Source organism: Tateyamaria sp. LSS28 (assembly GCF_059611725.1).
Genome location: NZ_JCAPFI010000005.1, coordinates 403665 through 426402, shown reverse-complemented (window position 1 = coordinate 426402; position 22738 = coordinate 403665). Strand labels below are relative to the sequence as shown.

Annotated in this window: 26 protein-coding genes, 1 tRNA gene and 1 pseudogene; 17 read left to right on the top strand and 11 right to left on the bottom strand. The window is 58.3% G+C overall.

Annotated elements, in window-relative coordinates; genetic code table 11:
* A pseudogene (locus AC53L6_RS17820) lies at window positions 1–98 on the top strand (IS5/IS1182 family transposase); the annotation flags it as partial.
* Between the two features lie 95 nt (window positions 99–193).
* On the opposite strand, the gene AC53L6_RS17815 reads toward AC53L6_RS17820, so the two are convergent.
* Window positions 194–279, bottom strand: a tRNA-Leu gene (locus tag AC53L6_RS17815).
* 88 nt (window positions 280–367) lie between these two features.
* On the opposite strand from AC53L6_RS17815, the gene AC53L6_RS17810 reads away from it, so the two are divergent.
* Both AC53L6_RS17810 and AC53L6_RS17805 read left to right on the top strand, forming a co-directional pair.
* A complete protein-coding gene (locus AC53L6_RS17810) occupies window positions 368–946 on the top strand; it encodes a YqaA family protein (protein WP_496908812.1) in 579 nt (192 codons plus the stop codon).
* Window positions 943–1413 (top strand): disulfide bond formation protein B, encoded by a 471-nt coding sequence (locus AC53L6_RS17805; protein ID WP_496908811.1) that lies wholly within the window; start codon window positions 943–945, stop codon window positions 1411–1413. The genes AC53L6_RS17810 and AC53L6_RS17805 overlap by 4 nt, the downstream gene beginning before the upstream one ends.
* On the opposite strand, the gene AC53L6_RS17800 is transcribed toward AC53L6_RS17805, so the two are convergent.
* Window positions 1394–1819 (bottom strand): Lrp/AsnC family transcriptional regulator, encoded by a 426-nt coding sequence (locus AC53L6_RS17800; RefSeq protein WP_299605860.1) that lies wholly within the window; start codon window positions 1817–1819, stop codon window positions 1394–1396. The two genes, AC53L6_RS17805 and AC53L6_RS17800, sit on opposite strands and share 20 nt — an antisense overlap.
* A gap of 104 nt (window positions 1820–1923) precedes the next feature.
* Between AC53L6_RS17800 and rocF the strand changes: the two genes are divergently transcribed.
* The 3 genes from rocF to ocd are packed head-to-tail and all read left to right on the top strand — an operon-like array spanning window position 1924 to window position 4816.
* Window positions 1924–2844 (top strand): arginase, encoded by a 921-nt coding sequence (gene rocF, locus AC53L6_RS17795; RefSeq protein WP_496908810.1) that lies wholly within the window; start codon window positions 1924–1926, stop codon window positions 2842–2844.
* Window positions 2845–2885: 41 nt separating this feature from the next.
* Complete coding sequence (gene ctlX / locus AC53L6_RS17790) at window positions 2886–3776, top strand: citrulline utilization hydrolase CtlX (protein WP_496908809.1); 891 nt, start codon at window positions 2886–2888, stop codon at window positions 3774–3776.
* Entirely contained in the window at window positions 3773–4816 is a 1044-nt protein-coding gene (gene ocd / locus AC53L6_RS17785) for an ornithine cyclodeaminase (protein WP_496908808.1), read from the top strand. Before ctlX ends, ocd begins: the two co-directional genes overlap by 4 nt.
* Before the next feature lie 100 nt (window positions 4817–4916).
* Here the strand turns inward: ocd and AC53L6_RS17780 are convergent, their stop codons facing one another.
* The 3 genes from AC53L6_RS17780 to dksA form a co-directional block, all read right to left on the bottom strand.
* Window positions 4917–5405 carry a GNAT family N-acetyltransferase gene (locus AC53L6_RS17780; protein WP_299748753.1) on the bottom strand — a complete coding sequence of 163 codons (489 nt, stop codon included), beginning with the start codon at window positions 5403–5405 and terminating at the stop codon, window positions 4917–4919.
* Between the two features lie 130 nt (window positions 5406–5535).
* Complete coding sequence (locus AC53L6_RS17775; protein WP_496908807.1) at window positions 5536–6609, bottom strand: SMP-30/gluconolactonase/LRE family protein; 1074 nt, start codon at window positions 6607–6609, stop codon at window positions 5536–5538.
* Between the two features lie 404 nt (window positions 6610–7013).
* Window positions 7014–7436 carry an RNA polymerase-binding protein DksA gene (gene dksA, locus AC53L6_RS17770; protein WP_222520910.1) on the bottom strand — a complete coding sequence of 141 codons (423 nt, stop codon included), beginning with the start codon at window positions 7434–7436 and terminating at the stop codon, window positions 7014–7016.
* Window positions 7437–7620: 184 nt separating this feature from the next.
* Between dksA and AC53L6_RS17765 the strand changes: the two genes are divergently transcribed.
* The 7 genes from AC53L6_RS17765 (at window position 7621) to AC53L6_RS17735 (ending at window position 13992) form a co-directional block, all read left to right on the top strand.
* The gene (locus AC53L6_RS17765) at window positions 7621–8460 is read left to right on the top strand and encodes an AAA family ATPase (protein WP_299774534.1); all 840 of its coding nucleotides are present in this window, start codon (window positions 7621–7623) and stop codon (window positions 8458–8460) included.
* A 292-nt stretch (window positions 8461–8752) separates the two neighbouring features.
* Entirely contained in the window at window positions 8753–9208 is a 456-nt protein-coding gene (locus AC53L6_RS17760) for a GNAT family N-acetyltransferase (RefSeq protein WP_299207054.1), read from the top strand.
* A 14-nt stretch (window positions 9209–9222) separates the two neighbouring features.
* The gene (locus tag AC53L6_RS17755; protein ID WP_299207165.1) at window positions 9223–10581 is read left to right on the top strand and encodes a DUF2927 domain-containing protein; all 1359 of its coding nucleotides are present in this window, start codon (window positions 9223–9225) and stop codon (window positions 10579–10581) included.
* Window positions 10582–10615: 34 nt separating this feature from the next.
* Window positions 10616–10786 (top strand): apolipoprotein acyltransferase, encoded by a 171-nt coding sequence (locus AC53L6_RS17750; protein WP_299207056.1) that lies wholly within the window; start codon window positions 10616–10618, stop codon window positions 10784–10786.
* A 1-nt stretch (window position 10787) separates the two neighbouring features.
* Entirely contained in the window at window positions 10788–11975 is a 1188-nt protein-coding gene (locus AC53L6_RS17745) for a vWA domain-containing protein (RefSeq protein ID WP_496908806.1), read from the top strand.
* Window positions 11976–12091: 116 nt separating this feature from the next.
* Entirely contained in the window at window positions 12092–13300 is a 1209-nt protein-coding gene (locus AC53L6_RS17740; protein WP_496908805.1) for a cytochrome P450, read from the top strand.
* Entirely contained in the window at window positions 13297–13992 is a 696-nt protein-coding gene (locus AC53L6_RS17735; protein ID WP_299702790.1) for a M48 family metalloprotease, read from the top strand. Before AC53L6_RS17740 ends, AC53L6_RS17735 begins: the two co-directional genes overlap by 4 nt.
* Window positions 13993–14035: 43 nt before the next feature.
* Here AC53L6_RS17735 and AC53L6_RS17730 read toward each other — a convergent pair whose 3' ends face one another.
* From AC53L6_RS17730 to AC53L6_RS17710, 5 genes are all read right to left on the bottom strand, one after another.
* A complete protein-coding gene (locus AC53L6_RS17730) occupies window positions 14036–14584 on the bottom strand; it encodes an RSP_2648 family PIN domain-containing protein (protein ID WP_496908804.1) in 549 nt (182 codons plus the stop codon).
* Window positions 14581–15789, bottom strand: a complete 1209-nt coding sequence (locus AC53L6_RS17725; RefSeq protein WP_496908803.1) for an RSP_2647 family RNA methyltransferase — start codon at window positions 15787–15789, stop codon at window positions 14581–14583. The genes AC53L6_RS17730 and AC53L6_RS17725 overlap by 4 nt, the downstream gene beginning before the upstream one ends.
* A 39-nt stretch (window positions 15790–15828) precedes the next feature.
* Window positions 15829–16500 carry a DUF6778 family protein gene (locus tag AC53L6_RS17720; protein WP_496908802.1) on the bottom strand — a complete coding sequence of 224 codons (672 nt, stop codon included), beginning with the start codon at window positions 16498–16500 and terminating at the stop codon, window positions 15829–15831.
* Window positions 16501–16627: 127 nt separating this feature from the next.
* A complete protein-coding gene (locus AC53L6_RS17715) occupies window positions 16628–16903 on the bottom strand; it encodes a hypothetical protein (protein WP_299207071.1) in 276 nt (91 codons plus the stop codon).
* Window positions 16903–19656, bottom strand: coding sequence for a [protein-PII] uridylyltransferase family protein (locus tag AC53L6_RS17710; protein WP_496908801.1), 2754 nt, complete (start codon window positions 19654–19656; stop codon window positions 16903–16905). Before AC53L6_RS17710 ends, AC53L6_RS17715 begins: the two co-directional genes overlap by 1 nt.
* 78 nt (window positions 19657–19734) lie before the next feature.
* Here AC53L6_RS17710 and AC53L6_RS17705 point away from each other — a divergent pair, with 78 nt between their 5' ends.
* From AC53L6_RS17705 to AC53L6_RS17690, 4 genes are all read left to right on the top strand, one after another.
* The gene (locus tag AC53L6_RS17705; RefSeq protein ID WP_496908800.1) at window positions 19735–20205 is read left to right on the top strand and encodes a YbaK/EbsC family protein; all 471 of its coding nucleotides are present in this window, start codon (window positions 19735–19737) and stop codon (window positions 20203–20205) included.
* 136 nt (window positions 20206–20341) lie between these two features.
* Window positions 20342–20749: a DUF2852 domain-containing protein gene (locus AC53L6_RS17700; RefSeq protein WP_496908799.1), complete on the top strand. Its 408-nt coding sequence runs from the start codon at window positions 20342–20344 to the stop codon at window positions 20747–20749.
* A 60-nt stretch (window positions 20750–20809) separates the two neighbouring features.
* Window positions 20810–21244 (top strand): RDD family protein, encoded by a 435-nt coding sequence (locus tag AC53L6_RS17695; protein WP_299207079.1) that lies wholly within the window; start codon window positions 20810–20812, stop codon window positions 21242–21244.
* 68 nt (window positions 21245–21312) lie between these two features.
* Window positions 21313–22131 (top strand): arginyltransferase, encoded by an 819-nt coding sequence (locus tag AC53L6_RS17690; RefSeq protein ID WP_299702812.1) that lies wholly within the window; start codon window positions 21313–21315, stop codon window positions 22129–22131.
* A 3-nt stretch (window positions 22132–22134) separates the two neighbouring features.
* Here the strand turns inward: AC53L6_RS17690 and AC53L6_RS17685 are convergent, their stop codons facing one another.
* Window positions 22135–22608, bottom strand: coding sequence for a hypothetical protein (locus AC53L6_RS17685; RefSeq protein ID WP_496908798.1), 474 nt, complete (start codon window positions 22606–22608; stop codon window positions 22135–22137).
* Between the last annotated feature and the right edge of the window lie 130 nt (window positions 22609–22738).

The following is a 22738-nucleotide window of genomic DNA, read 5'->3' as shown; positions in this document are numbered from 1 at the left end:
TGAAGGATTGGCGGCGTGTCGCAACGCGATACGACAGGTGCCCAAAGGTCTTCCTGTCAGCTATCGCCCTCGCAGCACTCGTGATTTACTGGCTATGAGTCCTGACCCTAGACAATTGTTATTCAAGATATCGAACAGACCAATCTGAGCACGCCAAAACTGGTCATGCATGATCACATTAGTAGTCAGAGGCTGGTACCCAAGGCCGGACTCGAACCGGCACGCCCGCAAAGGCGGGGGATTTTGAATCCCCTGCGTCTACCATTCCGCCACTTGGGCCTCAGGACTGCCGGATACCGAAGTGCTGCGTCAGGGGCAAGTGCAAAGCGACTTGACCTCCCTTCCCACCCATGGTCTGCCGCCCCGCATGATAAAGCGACTGTACGACTGGACCATGGGATGGGCCAATCACCCCGGCGCGCTCTGGGTTTTGGCCATTGTTGCGTTTGTGGAAAGCTCGATCTTTCCGATCCCGCCCGACGTCCTGATGATCCCGATGATCCTTGCCGCGCCACACCGTGCGTGGCTCATTGCAGGTGTGGCCCTGATCGCGTCGGTTCTGGGCGGATTGCTGGGCTACGCCATCGGGATGCTGGCGTTTGACACGATCGGACAACCCATTCTAGCCGCCCTGGGCAAAGCCGACGCGATGGAGGCGTTCAACACACGTTTCAACGACTTTGGCTTCTGGGCTGTACTGACAGCTGGCGTGACCCCCTTCCCTTACAAGGTGATCACAATCATGTCCGGCTGGACGGGCATGCCGCTAGCCACCTTCATGGCCACATCCGTCCTGGCCCGCGGTTTGCGCTTCTTCATCGTTGCCGGATTGCTTTGGAAATTCGGCGCACCCATTCGTGATTTCATCGAGCGTCGTCTTGGGTTGATGTTTACCCTGTTCATCGTGATCCTTGTTGGCGGGTTCGTGGCTGTGGGGGCACTATGAAACGGCAAAACCTCGTTGCATTGGCCGCAGGTGGCTCGGTGGCGTTGCTTTTGGGGGCGTTTGCCTTCCAGCATCTCGGCGGTCTGCCTCCTTGCAAGCTGTGTATCTGGCAGCGCTACCCACACGCGGCAGCCATCGCCCTTGGTGCTGTGGCTTTGTTTGTGCCTATCCCCATTTTCATCGCATTGGGTGCAATCGCGGCTCTCAGCACGGCGGGCGTCGGAGCCTATCACGTTGGTGTCGAGCAAGGCTGGTGGGAAGGACCGACCAGCTGTTCGTCCGGTGCCATCGACACCCTCGATCCCAATGCGTTGTTCGATCAGATCATGGCCGCGCCGCTGATCCGCTGCGACGAAATCGCATGGCAGTTCGCGGGGCTGAGCATGGCGGGCTGGAACGTGATCCTTTCGATCCTGATCGCAGGGGTCTGGATCGCGGCGCTGCGCGTCAGGCCGACTTCCGCGTAGACAGCAGCAACGACGTTTCGCTCGCCACCACCCCATCCAGCTTCCGGATGCGAAACAGAACACTGTCAAACTGTTCCAGCGTGTCGGTGCCAATCTCGACAATCACGTCCCAACGGCCATTGGTCGAATGAACGGCACGTATTTCAACCATACCCTGCAACTGGCGTATGATACGTTCGGTCCCCCTCCCCTCGATCGCGATCATCATCAACCCGCGCACCGGATCCCGGGCGGTGTCTGCGCGCACAACGACGGTAAACCCCAATATGTCACCGCGCGCCTGCAACTTCTCGATCCGGGACCGCACCGTCGTGCGCGACAGCCCCAGACGGATGGACAGATCGGACAGGGACGCGCGTGCATCGTGGCGAAGGGCAGCAATCAACCGATTGTCAGTTTCATCCATTTCCGCATCCATTTTGATCAATCATAGTTCGATACGGACAAAATGATCGCTTGTCCACGACGCGAATTGCGCAAATCTGTGCAGCAACAGCGATGAGGTGCGGAATGGAAGCCAGAACAATCGATTTGATCGGCGTGCCGATGGACAGCGGCAAGCGCCGCCAAGGCTGCCTCATGGGCCCGGATGCCCTGCGCACGGCTGGTCTGCACCGGGCTTTGGCTGATCTCGGCCACACCGTTTCAGATCACGGCAACGTATCACCTGCTACCTTCACGGAAGAAGCGGACGGACGACTACACGCGCCGCAAGAAACAATCGCATGGACCCACGCCCTGTCCGATGTGGCCCAGAGCGCGTCCGCAACCTCCGTCCCGATCTTCATGGGTGGCGATCATGCGCTGGCGCTGGGAACAGTCCGCGGGGTGGCGAATGCTGCGGCTCAGCGCGGTCGCCCCCTCTTCGTCCTGTGGCTGGACGCACATACCGACTACCACACACCGGCAACCACCGCGTCGGGCAACCTGCACGGCACTCCAATGGGATATGTGACCGGGCGGCCCGGGTTTGACGGCTTTCCCCAGATCACGCACCCGGTCCAGCACGAAAACATCGCCATGCTCGGACTGCGCTCCGTCGATGCGGAAGAACGCGCGGCGCTTGAACAAAGCGACGTCACCTATGTCGACATGCGCCAGATTGACGAACACGGCATCGCAAAACCTCTTGCCGCTTTCCTCGACCGGGTGACCAAGGCAAATGGCCTGCTGCATGTCTCGCTCGACGTCGATTTCCTGGATCCTTCGGTTGCCCCGGCCGTGGGCACAACAGTGCCAGGCGGCGCCACAATCCGCGAAGCCCACCTGGTGATGGAGATGATCTGCGACAGCGGGCTTATGACCTCACTCGATATCGTGGAACTCAACCCTTTTCTGGATGAACGCGGACGCACCGCCCAGCTGATGGTCGACCTTGTCGCCTCGGCCTTTGGCCGCCGCATCTTCGACCGCCCCACCCGCGCCTATTAAGGACCCCGCCGCATATGCTCCAAGCGCCCACTGATGTGGTTATGATCCGACCACACAACTTTCATCCCAACCCCGAAACCACCAAAGACAATGCGTTCCAGACGGCGGCCACAGGCGACATTGCAGCACAGGCCCGGCAAGAACACGACACCGCCGTGACCGCACTCCGCGCAGCCGGGATCACAACCCACGTGTTCGATGATCTTGGCACCGACACCCCAGATTCGGTTTTTCCAAACAATTGGTTTTCCACCCATTCCGGTGGCCGAGTCGCGGTCTACCCGATGTATGCCCAAAACCGCCGGCGCGAGCGGCGCTGGGATGTGATCGACACGCTCAAGACCCGTTACAGGGTGCAGGATGTCATCGACTATTCCGGGCTGGAACACGATGGCCTCGCGCTCGAAGGGACTGGCGCCATGGTGCTCGACCATATCGCCCACGTGGCATATGTCGCGCGCAGCAACCGCGCCGATCCGCTCTTGCTGGAACGGTTTTGCACACATTTCGGGTTCGAACCCATCGCCTTTGATGCCTGCGACGCCACGGGCACAGCGATCTATCACACCAACGTTCTGATGTGCATCGGCACACGCTTCGCCCTGATCGGGGCCGAGATGATCCGCGACAACGCTCGCCGCCACGAGGTTATCGCACGCCTGGCCGAAACAGGGCGCGACGTGATCCAGCTCAGCGCCGAACAAATCGGGGCCTTTGCCGGCAACGCGATCGAACTGACAGGCCCCGAAGGGTCGCGCCTCGCCCTGTCGACAACCGCCATGGCTGCGCTGACCCCCGATCAACAAAACATCTTGGCCCGGCACACGACCTGCCTGCCACTTGATATCCCCACCATCGAAACAGCCGGAGGCTCGGTGCGCTGCATGATTGCAGGGCTGCACCTGGCCCGCCGCCAAGGAGTAACCCCATGACCCCATCCGACAAGGCCCTCGTGCCCTTTGTGTCCGTTGATCACATGATGCAGCTGATCCACCACGTCGGTGTGCAGGATATGCTGCGCGGGCTCGCAGGCTATATCGAAGACGATTTCAAACGGTGGGAGCGGTTCGACAAAACACCGCGCATCGCCAGCCATTCTGCTGAAGGGGTGATCGAGCTGATGCCGACCTCAGACGGCGAAACATACGGCTTCAAATACGTCAACGGCCACCCCAAGAACACGGCTGAAGGGCTGCAAACGGTCACCGCATTTGGCCTCCTGGCGGATGTGGACACAGGCTACCCGGTGCTTTTGACCGAGATGACGATGCTGACGGCCCTGCGCACGGCAGCGACATCCGCCATGGTGGCGCGTGCACTTGCGCCCAAGGGCGCCAAGACGATGGCGATGATCGGGAACGGCGCGCAATCCGAATTCCAGTCGCTGGCCATGCAGGCCATTGCCGGTATCAGCGAAGTAAGGCTTTATGACATCGACCCAGCGGCCACCGCCAAATGCGCTGCCAACCTCGCGGGTTCGGGGCTCAAGGTGACGGCCTGCACGACCGCCGAAGACGCCATTCAAGGCGCCCAGATCCTGACCACCTGCACCGCGGACAAGGCCTATGCCACGATCCTGACGGACAATATGGTAGGCGCAGGCGTGCACATTAACGCCATCGGCGGCGACTGTCCCGGCAAGACGGAAATCGCACCAGCCATCCTGAAACGCGGTGACATCTTCGTCGAATACCCGCCGCAAACGCGAATCGAAGGCGACATCCAGCAATTGGCAGATGACCACCCGGTGACCGAGATCTGGCAGGTCCTTGCTGACCAGGCACAGGGCCGTACATCGGACAAGCAGATCACGATCTTTGATAGCGTCGGTTTTGCAATCGAGGACTTTTCAGCCCTGCGCTTTGTACGCGATCAGATCGAAGATACAGCATTTTTTCACCCGCTTGATCTTTTGGCGGACCCAGATGATCCCCGCGACCTGTTCGGAATGCTCACACGGGCCAAGGGGTAGCGACCAGGGCAGATACCCAGCCATTGTCGACCCGGTTTGATGGGTCGAAATGCAAAATAAAGCCAGGTTTGCGGATAAGCTGCTGATCGCTGATCTTATCTTACCGAGTTGCGAGCATTGGCAGGATCAGGCCCCACTGTGTTTCTTGAGGTGGTCCAACCGGTTCGAAGCCCAGTTTTCGATAGACCGAAATCGCGCGCTTGTTTTCAGGGTCTGGATCAGTCGCGATCACCGGAGCGCCTTGACTAAAGAGGGTTTGCATCCTCATCCCGATAAAGGTTGAGCCATGCCCGACGCCGACCAGCTCTGGATCGCCAACATACTGATCGATCCCCCGTGACCCCTCGGGGAGGTGAGCAAAATGATGATTTTCCCATCCGTGCACGGTGTAGTCCTGCATGTACGCAAAGGGACGTTCATCTAACGAGACGATCCAGCGAGACACCCGAGGATCGCTTAACTCCTCCTCATCATATGGTTCGTCTGAGTCCCACCATTCTCGAACATGTGGCTCTGCCTGCCACTTAATTAGCAGATCGAGGTCGTCCATCGTCACACGGCGAAAACAGTATCTTTTGGCAGCGATCATTCCAACAAACTAGCACAGTGTCGGTTTGTCTGGGTTCAAAGCGGCATCCAATTTGCGAGGCACCTTTATAAAAGCGCTTTCACCAGACCAGTCTTTCATCGTCTCGAGTGACTCGGCTCCGCCTGCGCACCTATTCTGACAATATACCCAGGCGCGGTTCTGTCAGTGACGTGACCACAACCTGACCGTCGGGCAGGGTCACGGCGCCTGTGGTCAATGCATGGGCTCCGCTGGGGTCCTGAAGCGTTTCGATCACCTCGCCGTTCTCTGTCACACGCAACACAAAGCCATATCGCGTGGGCGCGGGACGCAACGCGTCTGGAAGGCGCATGATCATGCGGCGCCAAAAAGGCGCCTCTGACAAACTGTCCATGATCGCGTTGCGCGGGCTCACGAGCCCAACCCAGAACGTCCCGTCTGACGCCGGATTAATGTTGTCCGGAAAACCTGGGAGATTGTCCAAAATCACCTCTCCCGATCTTCCATCCAGCGGAAAACGCCAGATCCGGTAATCTCCTGTCTCCACAACAAAAACTTCATCTTCGCTTTCGTTAAGCGCCAATCCATTGGCAAAGGTCAAACCTGACGAGAAAACTGTCGTTTCGCCCGTAACGGGATCATATTTCAACACGCGTCCATTTGCCGAATGCTCAACCAAATCCAGCACGGAGGCTGCCAGCGTTCCACCGCTTGCTTCAGCGCCAAAACGGGTTGAGGCATCGGTGAAGTAGACCACACAGTCCGCCGTTACGTCGAGGTCATCGGCATAAAGGATCGGACTGCCGTCATCCGCCGCGTCCGTCAGCAGTGTGACCACACCGGCGCGATCAATAGCCAGAAGACCACGGTAAGCGTCTGCCACGTAAAGTGTACCTTCGGCACCAAACTCAATGCCTAAAGGCCTGCCAGCTGTTTGCGCAAAGGATGTGATATTGCCATCGTTTTCGATGCGGATGATTTCGCCCTCATGGGTCGCTGCATAGACCAGACCATCGGGCCCGACATCTGCATCCTCGGGCCCGCTGCGCCCATCGAGGTCGATGAACTCTAACGCCGTGAGCCGGTTGTTCGCAGCAAACGCTCCAACATAGCCTGCATCCTCTGGCGCTGACCATGCTACAGGTTCCACTGATACCGGCCAAAGCGCCAGGTAGGCGATAAGGCCTACGACGATCGCTGCAATTCCACGAAACACAAGCTTCATGCATCCTCTCCGTCAGGCAGCATAACACCGCCGAAGCCAAACCGTTCTGCAAGCATATCAAGCGCCATCCGGCGGTACCTTACATCATCGTGAGCAATCCGTACGCAGCCCTTCGAACGCAAACATAAGGCGCAGCTATGCGCGCAAGGGGCCGCGGACAGCGCTCCGAGTTCCGGAAACCTCGATGTACTTGCGCGCACGTTAACCTGCCGAGCTAAAACAAAAAGGTAGTCAAAGCGCGCGCGCCATTAAAGGGCCCAGATCGCTGACGCCCATAGAGACTTCTCGACACAACCCACTTTCGAGAATTTGGTCAGCCGCAAGACAAACAGTTTTTTTGCCACATGTCGTTGTTCGGGACGGAAACCCGCCCCGACAACTCGCCATATTGCAGAAACATCGGCTCAGTCGTCGCGATGCACCTTCTCACGGCGTTCGTGACGTTCCTGAGCTTCCAGGCTCATCGTTGCGATCGGACGCGCATCCAGACGTTTCAGCGAAATCGGCTCGCCCGTCACGATGCAATACCCGTACTCACCTTCATCGATCCGGCGCAATGCGCTGTCGATCTTGGCGACCAACTTGCGCTGGCGATCACGGGTGCGCAGTTCAAGCGCGCGGTCCGTTTCCTCGGATGCGCGATCCGCGACATCGGGAATGTTGCGCGTGCCGTCCTGCAACCCTTCGATTGTATCCTTGCTGCCTGCCAGCAACTCGGACTTCCAGTTCAGCAGTTTGCGACGAAAATACTCGACTTGCCGGTCATTCATGAACGGCTCGTCTTCTGCCGGGCGATAGTCATCCGGCAGGAACACTTCCTGTTTCATTAGCTTCCCCTCGATACGACTGACGTTGGCCATCAACGGTTCCCCAGTTGGTCCAGTGTTTTGCCCCGATCAGCTCCCTGCCGCAGCGTCTATCCGAGGGGCGGAGGATTGTCACTACCCATTCCCGCACCAGATTGGCTAAAAGCAGCTTGATCAACACAATGCCGCAACAGGATGAACAAACATGAAATTCCAAGGCACTGATGCCTATGTCGCGACCGACGACCTGACCATTGCGGTAAATGCTGCCGTTACGCTTGAACGGCCCCTGCTGGTCAAGGGCGAGCCGGGCACCGGCAAAACCGAGCTGGCCAAACAAGTGGCCCGCGGCCTGGGATTGCGGCTGATCGAATGGAACATCAAATCAACGACACGGGCACAGCAAGGCCTTTATGAATATGACGCTGTCAGCCGTTTGCGTGACAGCCAGCTGGGCGAAGACAAGGTTCACGATGTCTCGAACTACATCAAGAAAGGCAAGCTCTGGGAGGCGTTCGAGGCGGACGAAAAGGTCGTTCTGCTGATCGATGAAATCGACAAGGCGGACATCGAGTTCCCCAACGACTTGTTGCAGGAACTCGATAAGATGGAGTTCTTTGTCTACGAGACCGGCAAGACGATCCAAGCGCGCCAGCGCCCTGTGGTGATCATCACCTCGAACAACGAAAAGGAACTTCCCGACGCGTTCCTGCGCCGCTGTTTCTTCCACTACATACGTTTCCCCGACATGGAGACAATGAAGCAGATTGTTGCCGTTCATCACCCAGGCATCAAGGAAAGCCTGTTGACCACAGCGCTCACACAGTTCTTCGAAATCCGCGATCAGCAAGGGCTGAAAAAGAAACCATCAACGTCCGAAGTGCTGGATTGGCTCAAGCTGCTTCTCGCCGAAGATATGAGTGCCGAAGATCTGAAATCAGACGGTGCCAACGCCCTGCCCAAACTGCATGGCGCATTGCTGAAGAACGAACAGGATGTTCATCTCTTTGAACGCCTGGCCTTCATGGCACGGGGCCAGCGCTAGATCTGAACGTTCTGCACTTGATTTTGCACCCCGGTACGCGCTGGCGGTAACGTTGCCAGCGCGCTGCTTTCTGAACTCGAATAGTCAGCCGTTGGGGACATTCATCTCCCGCCAAACACAACAGCGGACGCGTAAACCGAGTCTTTTACGCCACAGAAATCTGCTGCAGGCGGACCGCACAAGAATTGTGAATAAAAAGTCTTTCTTTTGCCTGAATTGCTCCATACCTTGACTGCGATGAGAGGCGAAAACGCCCGCATCCAAAATGCTAAAAGGCAGGCAGGCAGTAATAATGACCGGTTCCGACGCACTTACTGTGCGCCCTCTTATCTTGTCGGATCGCCCCGCTTGGGGTGATCTGTGGACAGCATATCTGGCCTTTTACGAAACCACTCGCCAGCAAGACATCTACGACACATATTTTGAACGCCTGTTGGGTGACGACCCGCAAGACTACAATTGTCTTGTTGCGGAACTTGATGGCAAACTGGTCGGCCTGACCCATTTCCTGTTTCATCGCCACGGCTGGAAGGTGGAAAACGTCTGCTATCTGCAAGACCTGTATGCGGACCCCACGGTACGTGGCCGTGGCATTGGCCGCGCGCTGATCGAAGGCGTATATGCAGCCGCTGATGCTGCTGGTGCGCCGTCCGTCTATTGGCTGACACAGGACGTAAACACCGAGGCGCGCCAGCTCTATGACCGCATCGGCACCCTTTCCCCCTTCATCAAGTATGAACGGGGATAAATGCGATGAGTATGATGCGCCGCTTTGTTCTGCCCTTCGTGCTTGCGCTCAATGCGTGTGTGCCGGTTACCCCTGGTGACACGCCGACCCGCGCCCTACCTTACAGCTCTGATCTGCCGCCGATGAAAACATTTGGGGCACCGCGCCCGGACAAACCGATCCGATCCAACAACGATCTGGCGCTGGACTTCATCGAGCTCAGCTTCCAACTCGAATCCGGCCGAGCCCTGCCCGTGTTCACACGGTTCGAGGGTCCGATCGCGGTCCGGGTGACGGGCAAGCCGCCCGCATCTCTCGGCACCGATTTGCGCCGTCTGATGCACCGCCTGCGCACCGAGGCAGAGATCGACATCTACGAAGCAGCCCCCGGCAACGCAGCGAACATCACCATCGAAGCCGTGTCGCGCAAAGACATTCGCAAGGCCCTGCCCCACGCTGCCTGCTTTGTGGTGCCCAACATCACGACAATATCGGAATACAAGGCGAACCGCCGCACGCCGCGCACAAGCTGGAGCAACCTTCGCACGCGCAAGAAGCTGGCCATCTTCCTGCCCAATGACGCCAGCCCACAAGAGGTGCGTGATTGTCTGCATGAAGAGCTTGCGCAGGCAATTGGCCCGCTCAACGACTTATATCGCCTGCCAGACAGCGTCTTCAATGACGACAATGTACATACCGTTTTGACCGGTTTCGACATGCTGGTGCTCAAGGCATATTACGCGCCTGAACTGAGGTCCGGCATGACCCGCGGCCAAGTCGCTCAGCGCCTGCCGCAGATCTTCGCCCGCATCAACCCCGCGGGAGAGAACCTGCCTGCGAAGTTCGCAACCCGCACGCCGCGTGCTTGGAGCCAAGCGGTGCAAACCGCCCTCGGTCCGGGAGCGACCACAGGACAACGCAAGGAAGCTGCTGAACGCGCGCTGGAAATTGCACGGGCCATGGGATGGCGCGACCACCGCCGCGCCTTTGCACATTACGCCAATGGGCGCTTGCTCTTGTCCAGTGATCCCAAGGCAGCGCAATCGCATTTTCGTGCAGCCGACCAGTTCTATGCCGCCACGCCCGGTGCCAACCTGCACCGCGCATATGTTGCAACCCAGTTGGCCGCCTATGCAATCAGCCGTGGCGATGGGGATACGGCTCTTGTCACGCTGGCCCCCCACATCGATCTGGCCGCGCGCAACGAAAACGCCGCGCTGTTGTCGACGCTTCTCTTGCTCCGCGCAGAAGCGCTTGATCTGCAGGGCCGCACCGCGGAAGCACGTGCCGTCAGGCTGGACAGCCTTGGGTGGGCGCGCTACGGATTCGGCTCTGACTGGGCGGTGCGGGCCAAGCTACGGGAAATCTCCTCGCTAAGCCCGCTCAAGGGGTGAAATATTCGCCCCAACATATTGAGGGGCAGGACAAATGATCGTTATCGCAGCGGCTGTACTTGGCGCGTTGATTGGTGGTTTCACCGCAAAAAGGCGCAATGGCAACCGGCTGGACATCCTGCAATACGCGGCGGGCTATGCCCTCGCCTTCGTCATCGTTGGCATGATCGCAACCGTGCTGGTCGACCGCGCGATGCGAGGCTGACATGTTCCTGCCCTTCTTCGAAAGCTTGCGAAAGAACGGCGTGCCCGTGTCATTGCGCGAATTCCTCGTCTTTCTTGAAGGGATGAAGGTTGGACTTGCCACTTACGATGTCGAGGCCTTCTATTACCTTGCCCGCGTGGCGATGGTGAAGGACGAACGGAACATCGACAAGTTCGATCGCGCCTTTGCTACAGCGTTCGAAGGGCTGGAACAGATCAGCATCGATCAGGTGCTTGAGGCCGTAGACATCCCGCAGGACTGGCTGGAAAAACTGGCCGAAAAGCACCTGTCGGAGGAAGAGCGGAAAGAGATCGAGGCCTTGGGCGGCTTCGACAAGCTCATGGACACGCTCAAGAAACGCCTCGAAGAGCAAAAGGGCCGACATCAGGGCGGCAATAAATGGGTCGGTACAGCGGGTACATCGCCCTTCGGCGCTTATGGCTACAACCCGGAAGGCGTCCGTATCGGCCAGAAAGAAAGCCGCCATCAGCGTGCGGTCAAGGTCTGGGACAAGCGCGAATTCAAGAACTTGGACGACACAGTTGAACTTGGCACGCGCAATATCAAGGTCGCATTGAAGCGTCTGCGTCGCTGGGCACGCGATGGTGCCGCCGAAGAGCTGGATCTGAACGGCACGATCCGCGCGACCGCCGAGCACGGCTATCTTGATGTTAAGACCCGGCCAGAACGGCGCAACGCCGTGAAGGTGCTGCTGTTTCTTGACGTGGGCGGCTCAATGGACCCGCATGTGAAGATCGTTGAGGAGCTTTTCTCGGCAACCAAATCCGAGTTCAAGCATCTCGAACACTTTTACTTCCACAACTGCCTGTATGAAGGCGTATGGCGCGACAATCGCCGCCGCTGGGACGCACAGACACCCACACACGAGGTGTTACGCACCTATGGCCCCGACTACAAATGTATCTTTGTGGGGGACGCCAGCATGTCCCCTTACGAGATTGCGTATCCTGGCGGAGCCAACGAACACTGGAACCAGGAAGCAGGGCAAGTATGGCTGGCCCGCGCCCGAGACCAATGGGCGTCGAACCTGTGGATCAACCCGGTGCCCGAGAAGTATTGGCCCTACACCCATTCCATCAGCATGATCCAGGAGATCTTTGGAACCGAAGCGATGGTGCCCATGACGCTCGAAGGGCTCAGCCGCGGGATGCGCGCCCTGACCCGTTAGGCCGGACAGTGGGCCCAAGCGATTGGCTGATGCCAAACCACCGGTTGGTTTTCCAAACGCACACGACGGATCTACAGGACTTTCCCCAGCACGCTGCGGATCGTAGTGTTCCGCACATGTCCAATGCTCCCGTTGTCTCGATCGATCCTGCGGCCTTTCACGCTGATCCCTATCCCAGCCTGGCACAGATGCGCGAAACGGCCCCTGTGTGCTTTGTGCCAGAATTGGGTGCGACTCTGTTTACTCGGCGCGACGACGTGTTTCGCGAAGAGAAACGGATCGACCTGTTTTCGAGCTATCAACCGGATGGATTGCTGACCAAGGTCATGGGCTCAAACATGATGCGCAAGGACGGTGACGCGCACATGCGTGAAAGAAAGGCGCTGTTTTCTGCACTCAGCCCCCGAACCGTGCGAGACATCCTGGCGCCGCAGTTTCAGGACATCGTCCTGCATCACATCGACCGCCTGAAGCCACTTGGTGGCTGTGACCTGGTGACCGAGTTCGCAATGCCTGTTGCAGCGGATGCTTTGCGCCTCATGACTGGCCTGACCAATATGGAACCCGCCGAAATGGATGCGGCGAGCCAAGCGATGCTGGATGCAGCAGCGAACTACCAGCGTGACCCTGACGTAGACACGCGCGGATATCACTATGCAGATCGTGTGCAGTCCCTGATCAAAGAACGCCTGCCAAAGCTGCGGGCACAACCGGATCACTCCATCATTTCCGTCCTTGATCAGGCGGGGCTGACACTCGATGAGATTGCCGGCAACATCCGCGTCATCATCGGCGGCGGCCAAAACGAACCGCGCGACGCCATCGCGGGAACCGTTTGGGCACTGCTGACGCATCCAGACCAATATGCCCGGATTGCGAAAGGCACGGCGACATGGGGTGATGCCTTTGACGAATATGTGCGCCTTGTCGCGCCGATTGGTATGTCGCCCCGGCGTGTTGCCCGGAATGACACAGCCTGCGGCGTCGACTTTGACGAAAATGAACTTATCTTTTTCATGTTTGGATCAGCGTGCCGGGATGCAGCCCATTTCCATGATCCAGACCGTTTTGACCTGAGCCGCGACACTGGTCCTGCCATCCCGTTCGGGGCTGGCCCGCACTTTTGCGCGGGTGCCGCTGCCTCTCGCAGCCTGATCGCGGGTCATGCCCTGCCCATGCTGTTTGATCAGTTCCCCAACCTGCGCTTGGAGGGTGATGTCACCTTTGCCGGATGGGCCTTTCGCGGTCCCTTGACCGTTCCTGTCAGCTGGGATGTCACAGCGAGCTTGCCGATGTCTGAAAACGCCCCCATATCCTCAGTATGATCAAGTTTCTGCCCATCCTCCTCGCCCTTTTGTATGGGCTGGCAATGTACCGTTTTTCGGTCTGGCGCACTGCACGCGAACTGGATGAGAAATCCACTGAGCTTGCCGACCCAATGTTGCGTCAGATGTGTGACCAGATGGCAGCCGCGCTCGACCTGGATCGCATTCGGGTCCACATCTACGAGATTGAGCCGGTAAATGGCCTCGCTGCGCCGGATGGGCGCATCTTCATCACACGCGGGTTCTACAACAAGTTCAGGCAAGGTGGTGTTTCCGCGTCCGAAATGGCAAGTGTGATTGCGCACGAATTGGGCCACGTCGCCCTTGGACACAGTCGGCGTCGCATGATTGATTTTTCCGGGCAGAACGCACTGCGCACAGCGCTGGCCATGGTACTTTCGCGGTTCATACCCGGTATTGGCGTCTTGATTGCCAATGCCTTGACCACGCTTCTGGCAGCACGCCTTTCACGCAGCGATGAATACGAGGCGGATGCCTATGCCGCGGCTTTACTGACCAAGGCCGGCATCGGGATCGGGCCCCAGATATCACTTTTTGAGAAGCTCGAGGTGTTGACCAAATCCAATTCCGGTGCTGTCCCGGCGTGGTTGATGAGCCATCCGAAGACACAAGAACGGATCAAGGCGCTCGAAGCACTGGATGCCAAGTGGAAACGCGTACCCGCGCCCTAGACCATCGGCGCAGTTCTGGCATTCCATTCACGGTCCAGCGACCTTATGCAGACCGTTCCAGTGCCTTACCCAAGCGCGGCAAACGCGCCTTTTTCATCAGACCTCGCATCTGCCAATCTTCACCAGACAATCGCCGCGCTTCGGACAGCACGTTTTGAGCGGCGTCGTTCACTGCGTCTGGTTGCGCTTCAAAACACCCCAGAAGGAACCCGTCAGGATCAGCACGCGACAGCCCTTCCTCGGCCAGAATGTTGCGTGGGAAATCCTTGGCATTTGACGTCAGAATGATGTCGGACGATCCGGCAATTGCGGCTGCCAGAACATGCACATCCGCAGGGTCCGGTAGCCACAGCCGATGCTCCAACTCGGACGGGTGCTTCACATTTGACCGTGGCCACCGGGCACCAAGCATCGCAATCTCACCCCGTGCCTGTGCCTCACCATCGGCCCCCAATCGTGCAGCGGCGCGCGCCCATTCTTCGAGAATGCGGTCAGACCATTGCGGTGCGAACAGACCAGCCGCAGCCACGCCAAGGACCACTTCGCGCATGACGGTGGGGTAAAGGACGTTCGCGTCGATCAGCACCTTCATAGGCGGAAAAACAACGCCTTGAGGTAACCGCTTTCTGCCAGTTGTGGCAGCTGAGGATGATCGGGGCCTGCAAATCCGGTATGAAGCAGAGCTGGCGATCGCCCTGCCCGCCCGATGCCACGCGCAGATGCTGCACGAAACTTCGTCAAGTCCGCAGCGTGGGAACAGCTACAGAGCCCCAGAATACCCCCCTCGGCCAGCAAGGGGGCCGCAAGACGCGCAACCCTTTCATAGGCCCGCAAACCGGCATCCAGAGCTTTCTTGGACGGAGCGAAAGCCGGCGGGTCACAGATCACGACATCGAACTGCGCGCCTTCGTCATGCAAGGCCGCCAGAACGTCAAAGGCATCACCCTGTCGCGTTTCAAACCTGTCCGCTGCGCCCATCGCCTTCGCGCCATCGGACGCAAGCGCCAGCGCTGGCACAGACCCATCAACACAAAGAGCGGACTGAGCGCCACCGGCAAGCGCCGCCAGACCAAAACCACCAACATGCGAAAACATGTCTAGCACGCGTGCATCAGATGAAAAAGATTGGGCAAAAGCGTGGTTCGGTCGCTGGTCGTAAAACAGCCCCGTTTTCTGTCCGGCGGCGACGTCCGCCATATAGGTTGCTCCATTCATTGGAACCGGAATGGGACCCTCGGGCATCTGGCCGGCAAGAATGGCATTCTGATCATCCAGCCCCTCAAGCGCGCGTGTTCGCCCGCTGGCATTCTTGATCAGATTGGGAATTTGCGTGACGCTTTGTATGGCTGCAACGAGATCATCCAAGCGCGTGTCGACCCACGCCGCGTTTGGTTGGACCACGGCGGTATCACCGAACCGATCAATGATCACGCCAGGAAGCCCATCCGCCTCGGCATGGATCAAACGATAGTATGGCGCATCGAACAACGTCTCGCGCAACGCCAAGGCACGGGCAATGCGTCCTTCGAACCACGCTTGGTCGACAACAGCATTCGGGTCACGATCCAGCACACGCCCCACGATCTTCGACAACGGATTGACCGCCACGAGACCAAGCGGTGCGCGGCCATCGTCTTCCAAAACGGCAATAGTGCCGGGCGACAATGCCTTGGTTCGACGGTCCAAGACCGTTTCATTGCCATAGACCCATGGAAACCCGTGCCGAATGCGACGCGCATCTGTCTTGGGACGCATACGCAGTTTCGGGCGGTCGGACGGAAAAGAGGGCGCTGTCATGGCGCCCTCCTCTAATCCTATCGACTGTCTTGTGAAAGATCAGATTTGATTCATCGCCTGGATGAAGCCCAATTGCGGGTTCTTGTACCCTTCAACTGTCGTCAATTCCTGGCGGATGACTTCTGCCAAGTGGTTGGTGATCCGCACCTTCTGAGTAAGACCGCGTGCCTCGGCCTGCAAGGCTTGCTGCCCACCAAACCCGTCAAGATCTGCGCGCACCAAGCGAGGCTCGGTCAGCAGTGCACCCGTCTTGGGATTGCGGAGCGTCAGCTCGAAATTGATGTTATGCACACCGCCTACGGTGTAGCGTGCTTTTTCCGACAGAGCATGAAAACGCAGCACTTTGACGTCCAGCGCGACTGGTACAGTGCCGGAGAGCGGATCTGTACCGCGACGCATAGCCGTGTCAAAGATCGCCGCAACTTGCGCATGACGATCACCGATCGCATCGCCACGCCACACGATATCGGCTTTGGGCAGATAGCGGTTTGCCTCAGAGACAGACAGAGCACGCGGCACACGCACGGTGACGCTGTCCACCCGCACATCGGTCAGCGGGGCAACCAGAGACGTGGTTTCCACCGGTGCAGATTGCGCAAATGGCAGCGCAGGTGCTTCGAAGGGAACGTTACGCGAGGCAACATTTGTATTTGCACAGGCCGAAACAAGGCCACCCATCGCCAACAGCAATACCAGTTTCATGCGTTTCATCTTGGTCTCCAGTCAGGCCACATTCACTGCGCCCTTTGTGTTCTGGAGTTCAACCTGCGGGGAGAATGGGGCAGAAATTGGACAAATTTGGTTCAAATAAGCGATTGTTTAGAGACGTGGAACAGTTTCAGGCATCGCGCTGGCGGCTGCGCCAACCACCGCGACGGCGAGGTTGCGCGATCTGTTCCTGCCCATCGCGTAAGGTCTGTGTCATCGGGTGATCCGGGAAGTCATCCCCGTACTGTTTCAACAAGCCCGACAACAAATCCGCCGGAACATGTGTGCCCGGCACGCTCAACGCCCAATCTAAAAAAATGGTCCTGCATTCAGCGGTAGTGATCCCATCAATGCGGTAAGCCTCGAAAATGAGACCCTTTGGGTCCAGGTTATCACCTTTTGGCATCACTCACGTTCCTCGCCTTGCGTGGCCGCATCAATGATCGCAGCGGCACGCTCCGTCATCGTAGTCAGTCGGTTTTCTGCAGCGCTTCTTGTTTCCAACTCCACCGCCCGCATCAATACCTCTTGGCCCCCTGCCCCCAGCGCATCCGGATCAACTGCATCCACACTGAGCAAGCGCGAGGCAATCTGCACACGCCACAATAACGCGTGGGTTTGGGAAAGATGCTGTGCATCCACGTCACTCAAAGTGCCTGCGGCGACACAGGCATTCAGACCGTCCCGAACCCCGGACCTTACCTCGCCCGTCAGCACGGCACCAGTTTGTGCGAAAAGCTCGATGTCCTGCAGACGTCCAGCGCCAGTCTTTGCATCCCAGACAGATGCGGGTTGTCTGGCATCCGCAATGCGCGCCCGCATCTCTGAGAGTTCAGTGAGGACTGCACGACGATCACGCCCTCGACCAATAATTGACCGGCGAAACTGTTCTACATCTTCGGCGAAGCCGTCAGGCCCTGCCACAACTGTTGCACGCACCAGGGCCAAATGCTCCCACAACCACGCATCTTCGCGCTGATACTGCTGGAAGGCGGGCCAGCTTGTCGCGACAGGCCCCTGATTGCCTGATGGGCGCAGCCGCATGTCGGCCTCGTAGAGCCGTCCTTGAGCAGTTTGTGTTGTGATCGCCGTAATCATGGCTTGCGTCAGGCGTGCGTAGTAGCTGCGGGTTTGTAGCGGTCGGGGGCCATCGGACTGATCAACACCATCCGGATCATAGACCACAATCAGATCGAGGTCGGATTGAGGGGTCAGGTGCCCGGCCCCCAAACTGCCCATACCAAGGATGACACCGCCGCGTCCTGGTGGTGGACCGTGCCGTTTGGCAAAATGCGCCTGCACTTCTGGCCAGAGCGCTGCGATACTGGCCCTGGCAAGGTCGCTGTATTGCTTCCCGGCCTCTGTCGCGGTCGTCAGCTGGCGCAAATGGTGCACGCCTATGCGAAAATGCCATTCCTTGGCCCAAGCGCGTATGGCGTCCAACTTGCCTTCGTAGTCCGGTTCAGCCGCCAAACGGGCGATGGCCAGATCGGTCAGAGCAGAGCCGCCCGGCCACGCGTCAAAGAAGCTGCCGCCAATCACGGCATCGAGCACACCGGCATTGCGCGACAGATATTGTGCCAATGCGGGCGACGTTCCAACGATATCGACCAAAAGGTCAATGAGTTGCGGGTTCGCCTCGAACAAGGAAAACAACTGCACACCCGCAGGCAGACCTGCAAGAAATCCGTCAAACGCGGCCAGCGCCTCTTGCGGTTTTGTGGCCGACGACAGGCGCTCAAGCAATACAGGCTCAATGCGGTCAAACAGGGCCGCGCCCCGCACACTGCGAAGCGCAGGATAGCTGCGCCAACGCGCTTGCATCGCATCATCCAGTACCATACTCGGTTTGGGATCGCGGGCGTCCGGAGCAAAGAAACCCTCAGTCTCTGCATGCACGGACGACAGGCGATCCTTCAACTCTCCTTCAAGCGCCGCCCGCTCTGTACCCATCATGGCAGCCAGCCGCTCGAACCCCTCATCGCTGCCCGGCAACTTGTGGGTTTGCGCGTCGCGCTGCATCTGGATGCGGTGTTCAACGGTGCGGGCGAAGCGGTAATGATCCGTAAGTGTCTCGGCAGTGGCAGCAGGCACCCAGTCCTTAGCGGCGAGACGGCTCAGCCCCATGACCGTATCGCGCACCCGCAAGTCCCGGTCGCGCCCGCCCGCGATCAACTGCCGGGTTTGGGTAAAAAACTCGATTTCACGAATGCCGCCCCGTCCCAATTTCATGTCATGACCGGGCAAGGTTATGGGACCGCCAGTGCCCTTATGCGCGCGGATGGCAAGACGCATATCATGCGCGTCTTGCACAGCAGCAAAGTCCAGATGCCGACGCCAAACAAAGGGACGAAGTTCGTCCAGAAAGGCTCTCCCTGCTGAAAGATCGCCTGCACAGGGGCGCGCCTTGATATAGGCCGCTCGCTCCCATGTCCGGCCCAAGCTTTCATAGTAGCGCTCTGCCGCGCCCATCGACAAGACAACCGGCGTCACCGATGGATCAGGCCGCAAGCGCAGATCGGTACGAAAAACATACCCATCCTCGGTCAGGTCGCTAAGGAGCTTGCACATCTCCTGCACCGCACGCACGCACCCTTTGCGCACACTCGCATAGTCAGACGGATCATGCCGCGTTTCATCAAAAAGGCAGATGAGATCAATGTCGGATGAATAGTTCAGCTCAAACGCGCCCATCTTGCCCATTGCCAGCACGAATAGGCCGACCTCAGTGCCCGGCAGGCGCCCACGGCGCACCTGTTCTTCGATGGCGGCAGACAAAGCAGCGTCACAGGCCATATCTGCAAATCGCGTCAACGCGCCCGTCACATCCTCAAGCGACCACCCCCCTGCCAAATCTGCCAAAGCCGCCAACAGGGCAACACGGCGCTTCGCTTGCCGAAGGGCCGGCTTCAGACCGCTCAAATCTTGGCTTGGAGGCGCAAGCACTTGCTCAAAAGCAGCATCAAGGTCGTCCAACGCTGTTGGCAGCCAATCCGCCTCTTTCTCGATCAGCCCTGCCAGATAAGGACTGCACCCCGCCGTTCCCACAATCAGATCGTGCAAAGCTCCGCTGACTGCGGGGACTGAAGACGCCGCCGCCTGTCCCCGTTCGAGGTCAAACGGGCGGGGCATCCGCGTGATATGATCCTTCAAACGCATGGCCGCACCATCAAAGGCAGACCAAGCGCCGTCAATGGCCCTTGCGCATGGCGGCGCGCTAAACGACAACTTCAGATCATGAGTAAAAGCCTGAAACGTGTACGCGCTGCGCTGGACGCGGCAAAGATCGATACCCGGATCATGGAAACGCCGCTGGCCCGCACAGCTGCCGATGCTGCAAACGCCATCGGATGCGAGATTGACCAGATCGCGAAGTCGATCATTTTCCAGGGGCAAGACAGCGGCAGGGCCGTTCTGTTCATCACGGCAGGCGGCAACACCGTTGATGCGACCAAGGCGGCTGTCGTTGCGGGCGAGGCGTTGGGCAAGGCAGATGCTGCCCTCATCCGCGCCCAAACAGGCTTTGCGATCGGTGGCGTTTCTCCCGTGGGACATCTGAACCCGATCCGCACATATTTGGATCCACGCCTTGTGGATTTCGATGTTGTGTGGGCTGCTGCGGGCACACCGCATCACGTTTTCAGGATCAAACCCGACGACTTGCGCGAAATTTCGGGCGCACAACCATCTGATTTTACATCACAATAAGCGGGCATGTGAAAAAGATTTACATTAGCCCTTGCAACCTGGGCCCGTGATGCCAATTTTTAGTGATGTGAAACGGCTTCACATGCAGTCACACATCTTCGGGGCGCCGTCCCCGCATCACGCGAAAGGTTCGAAAATGACGTCCATGTCCACCACTGCCCCCGCCCAGCACAGCGCAGGCGGTTGGTTTTCCAAGACCGAACGCTGGCTTGACGACCGCGGCAAAGGTGCCTGGATCGCGGCGATGGTCCTCGGTTTCATCTTCTTCTGGCCCATCGGCCTTGCCCTTCTGGCCTACATGATCTGGAGCAAACGCATGTTCTCTAAATCCTGCACGACGCGCCGCATGAGCGGTGCAATGACCACGATGAGTTCGACCGGCAACTCGGCATTCGATGCCTACAAGGCGGATACGCTGCGTCGGTTGGAGGAAGAACAGCACAATTTCGAAGCCTTCCTTGAGCGACTGCGCGAGGCCAAGGACAAGTCCGAGTTCGACCAATTCATGGACGAACGCGCAAAGGCGGCGAAGTCCGAAGACTAAGTACATCGGTCCCGGCATTATGTTCGGGACCGCCTCCATTCTTCCCTTCGGAGCATATGAATGCACCTCGCTGACCCAATTACACAACCGCAGTTTTATCGCGACGTGGCCGGGAAACGGTTCATGGCGTGGATCTTGGACACGATCATCATCGGCCTCATCTGCGCGTTGATTTTGCCATTCACCGCCTTTATCGCCGTGTTCTTCTGGCTGGGTTTGTATGCAGTTGTTGGCTTTATGTACCGGACAATCACCTTGGCGATAGGATCGGGCACCTGGGGCATGCGCCTTATGGCAATTGAAATTCGGGATTCGTCGGGTGCTCGCCTGGATTTGGGTCAGGCATTCCTGCACACACTGGGATATACGATCAGCTGGGCCGTTGCGCCCCTTCAACTGATTTCAATCGTGTTGATGGCGACATCCAATCGCGGTCAGGGTTTGACCGATATTGTGATGGGAAGCGCTGCATTAAATCGGCGCGCGCGTGCCTGAAGCCACGTTACGCACTTGCCAGCAATGCGTGCACTGGTATCATTTGCGCGAACTTTTGCTGGATACTTATGCGCCACACGCTTCCCCTTGCCCCGCAGTTTTATGTGACTGCGCCTCAGCCCTGCCCGTATCTGGACGGGCGGATGGAGCGGAAGCTGTTCACGGCCCTGCAGGGTGAGAACGCTGAAAAACTGAATGATAGCCTGAGCCAACAAGGCTTTCGACGGTCGCAAAATGTACTGTATCGTCCATCTTGCGCCGATTGCTCTGCCTGCCTGTCCGCACGCATCGACGTGTCCGCCTTCAGCCCGTCAAAAAGTCAAAAACGCACCATCAAGCGCAATGAAAGCCTTGAACGCCGCGCGACATCGCCATGGGCGACCGAGGAACAATACGCCCTTTTCCGGGACTACCTTGATAGCCGACACGCCGACGGTGGCATGGCGGACATGGACGTGTTCGAATTCGCCGCGATGATCGAAGAAACGCCGATCCGCAGCCGGGTGATTGAATATGTCGACAAGACATCAAACGATTTGACTGGCGTCAGTCTGACCGATGTGCTGACTGACGGGCTGAGCATGGTCTACAGCTTTTACAAGCCGGGCCTGCAACGCCAATCCTTGGGAACGTACATGATCCTCGATCACGTTCGGATCGCGCAGGAGGCTAATCTGCCGTACGTATATCTTGGCTATTGGGTGCCCGGCAGTCAGAAAATGGGCTACAAATCCAAGTTCTCTGGGCTTGAGGTTTATATTGGTGGTCGCTGGCAAAAGATGCGCAACCCGGAAACTTTCAGCCCGGATATGCACCCCCTTTCTACCGATCCCATTGCAGAACAAGTCGCAAATATCTCGCTGCCGGACACACGACCCACACGCTAATCTTCAGGGACGCCGCTGGCCCTTGATCTGGTACGCAATGGTATTGCCGCACATGCATTTCCTCAGGCGTCCGAATACCTGACTGCCGTCCGTCTCCGCGAACGGATCAATCCAAGTCTCTTCCGCCGTGCTAAGCCTTTGGCATCGCCAGCAGTGCAGCAGCACGAACCGCCCTGCAAACAGGTCCCGGTTGAAATCTACCGACACTTCTGCAGCTCCGATGTCTATGTGCAATGGACGGCCTTCAAGACCTGCCACGCGCTTCTGAAATGCACGCAATCGGCCAAGCTCTTCCGAAGGTTGCGACACACCGTTGTCCAGGGACGGGTATTGACGCATCTGCGAGACCTTGTTGTTCAATGCCTGCGCAACCCGGTCCTGTAAATCTTCAACCAGCAGATACGCACGAAACCGGCCGTCCAGGGCGCTGTAGTTCCAACTGTCGTTTCGAACAGACACCAGCCAGGCCGACATCATCACATCCTCATTCGAACCCCTACAGGTACTACCTGCCATCCGCCATCAACGGAGGCCAGCGGATACATCGCATCGCGTTTGGAACGAAACGCCAAACGCTTCGCGCCATAGAAAAAGGGCGGCCTACTGG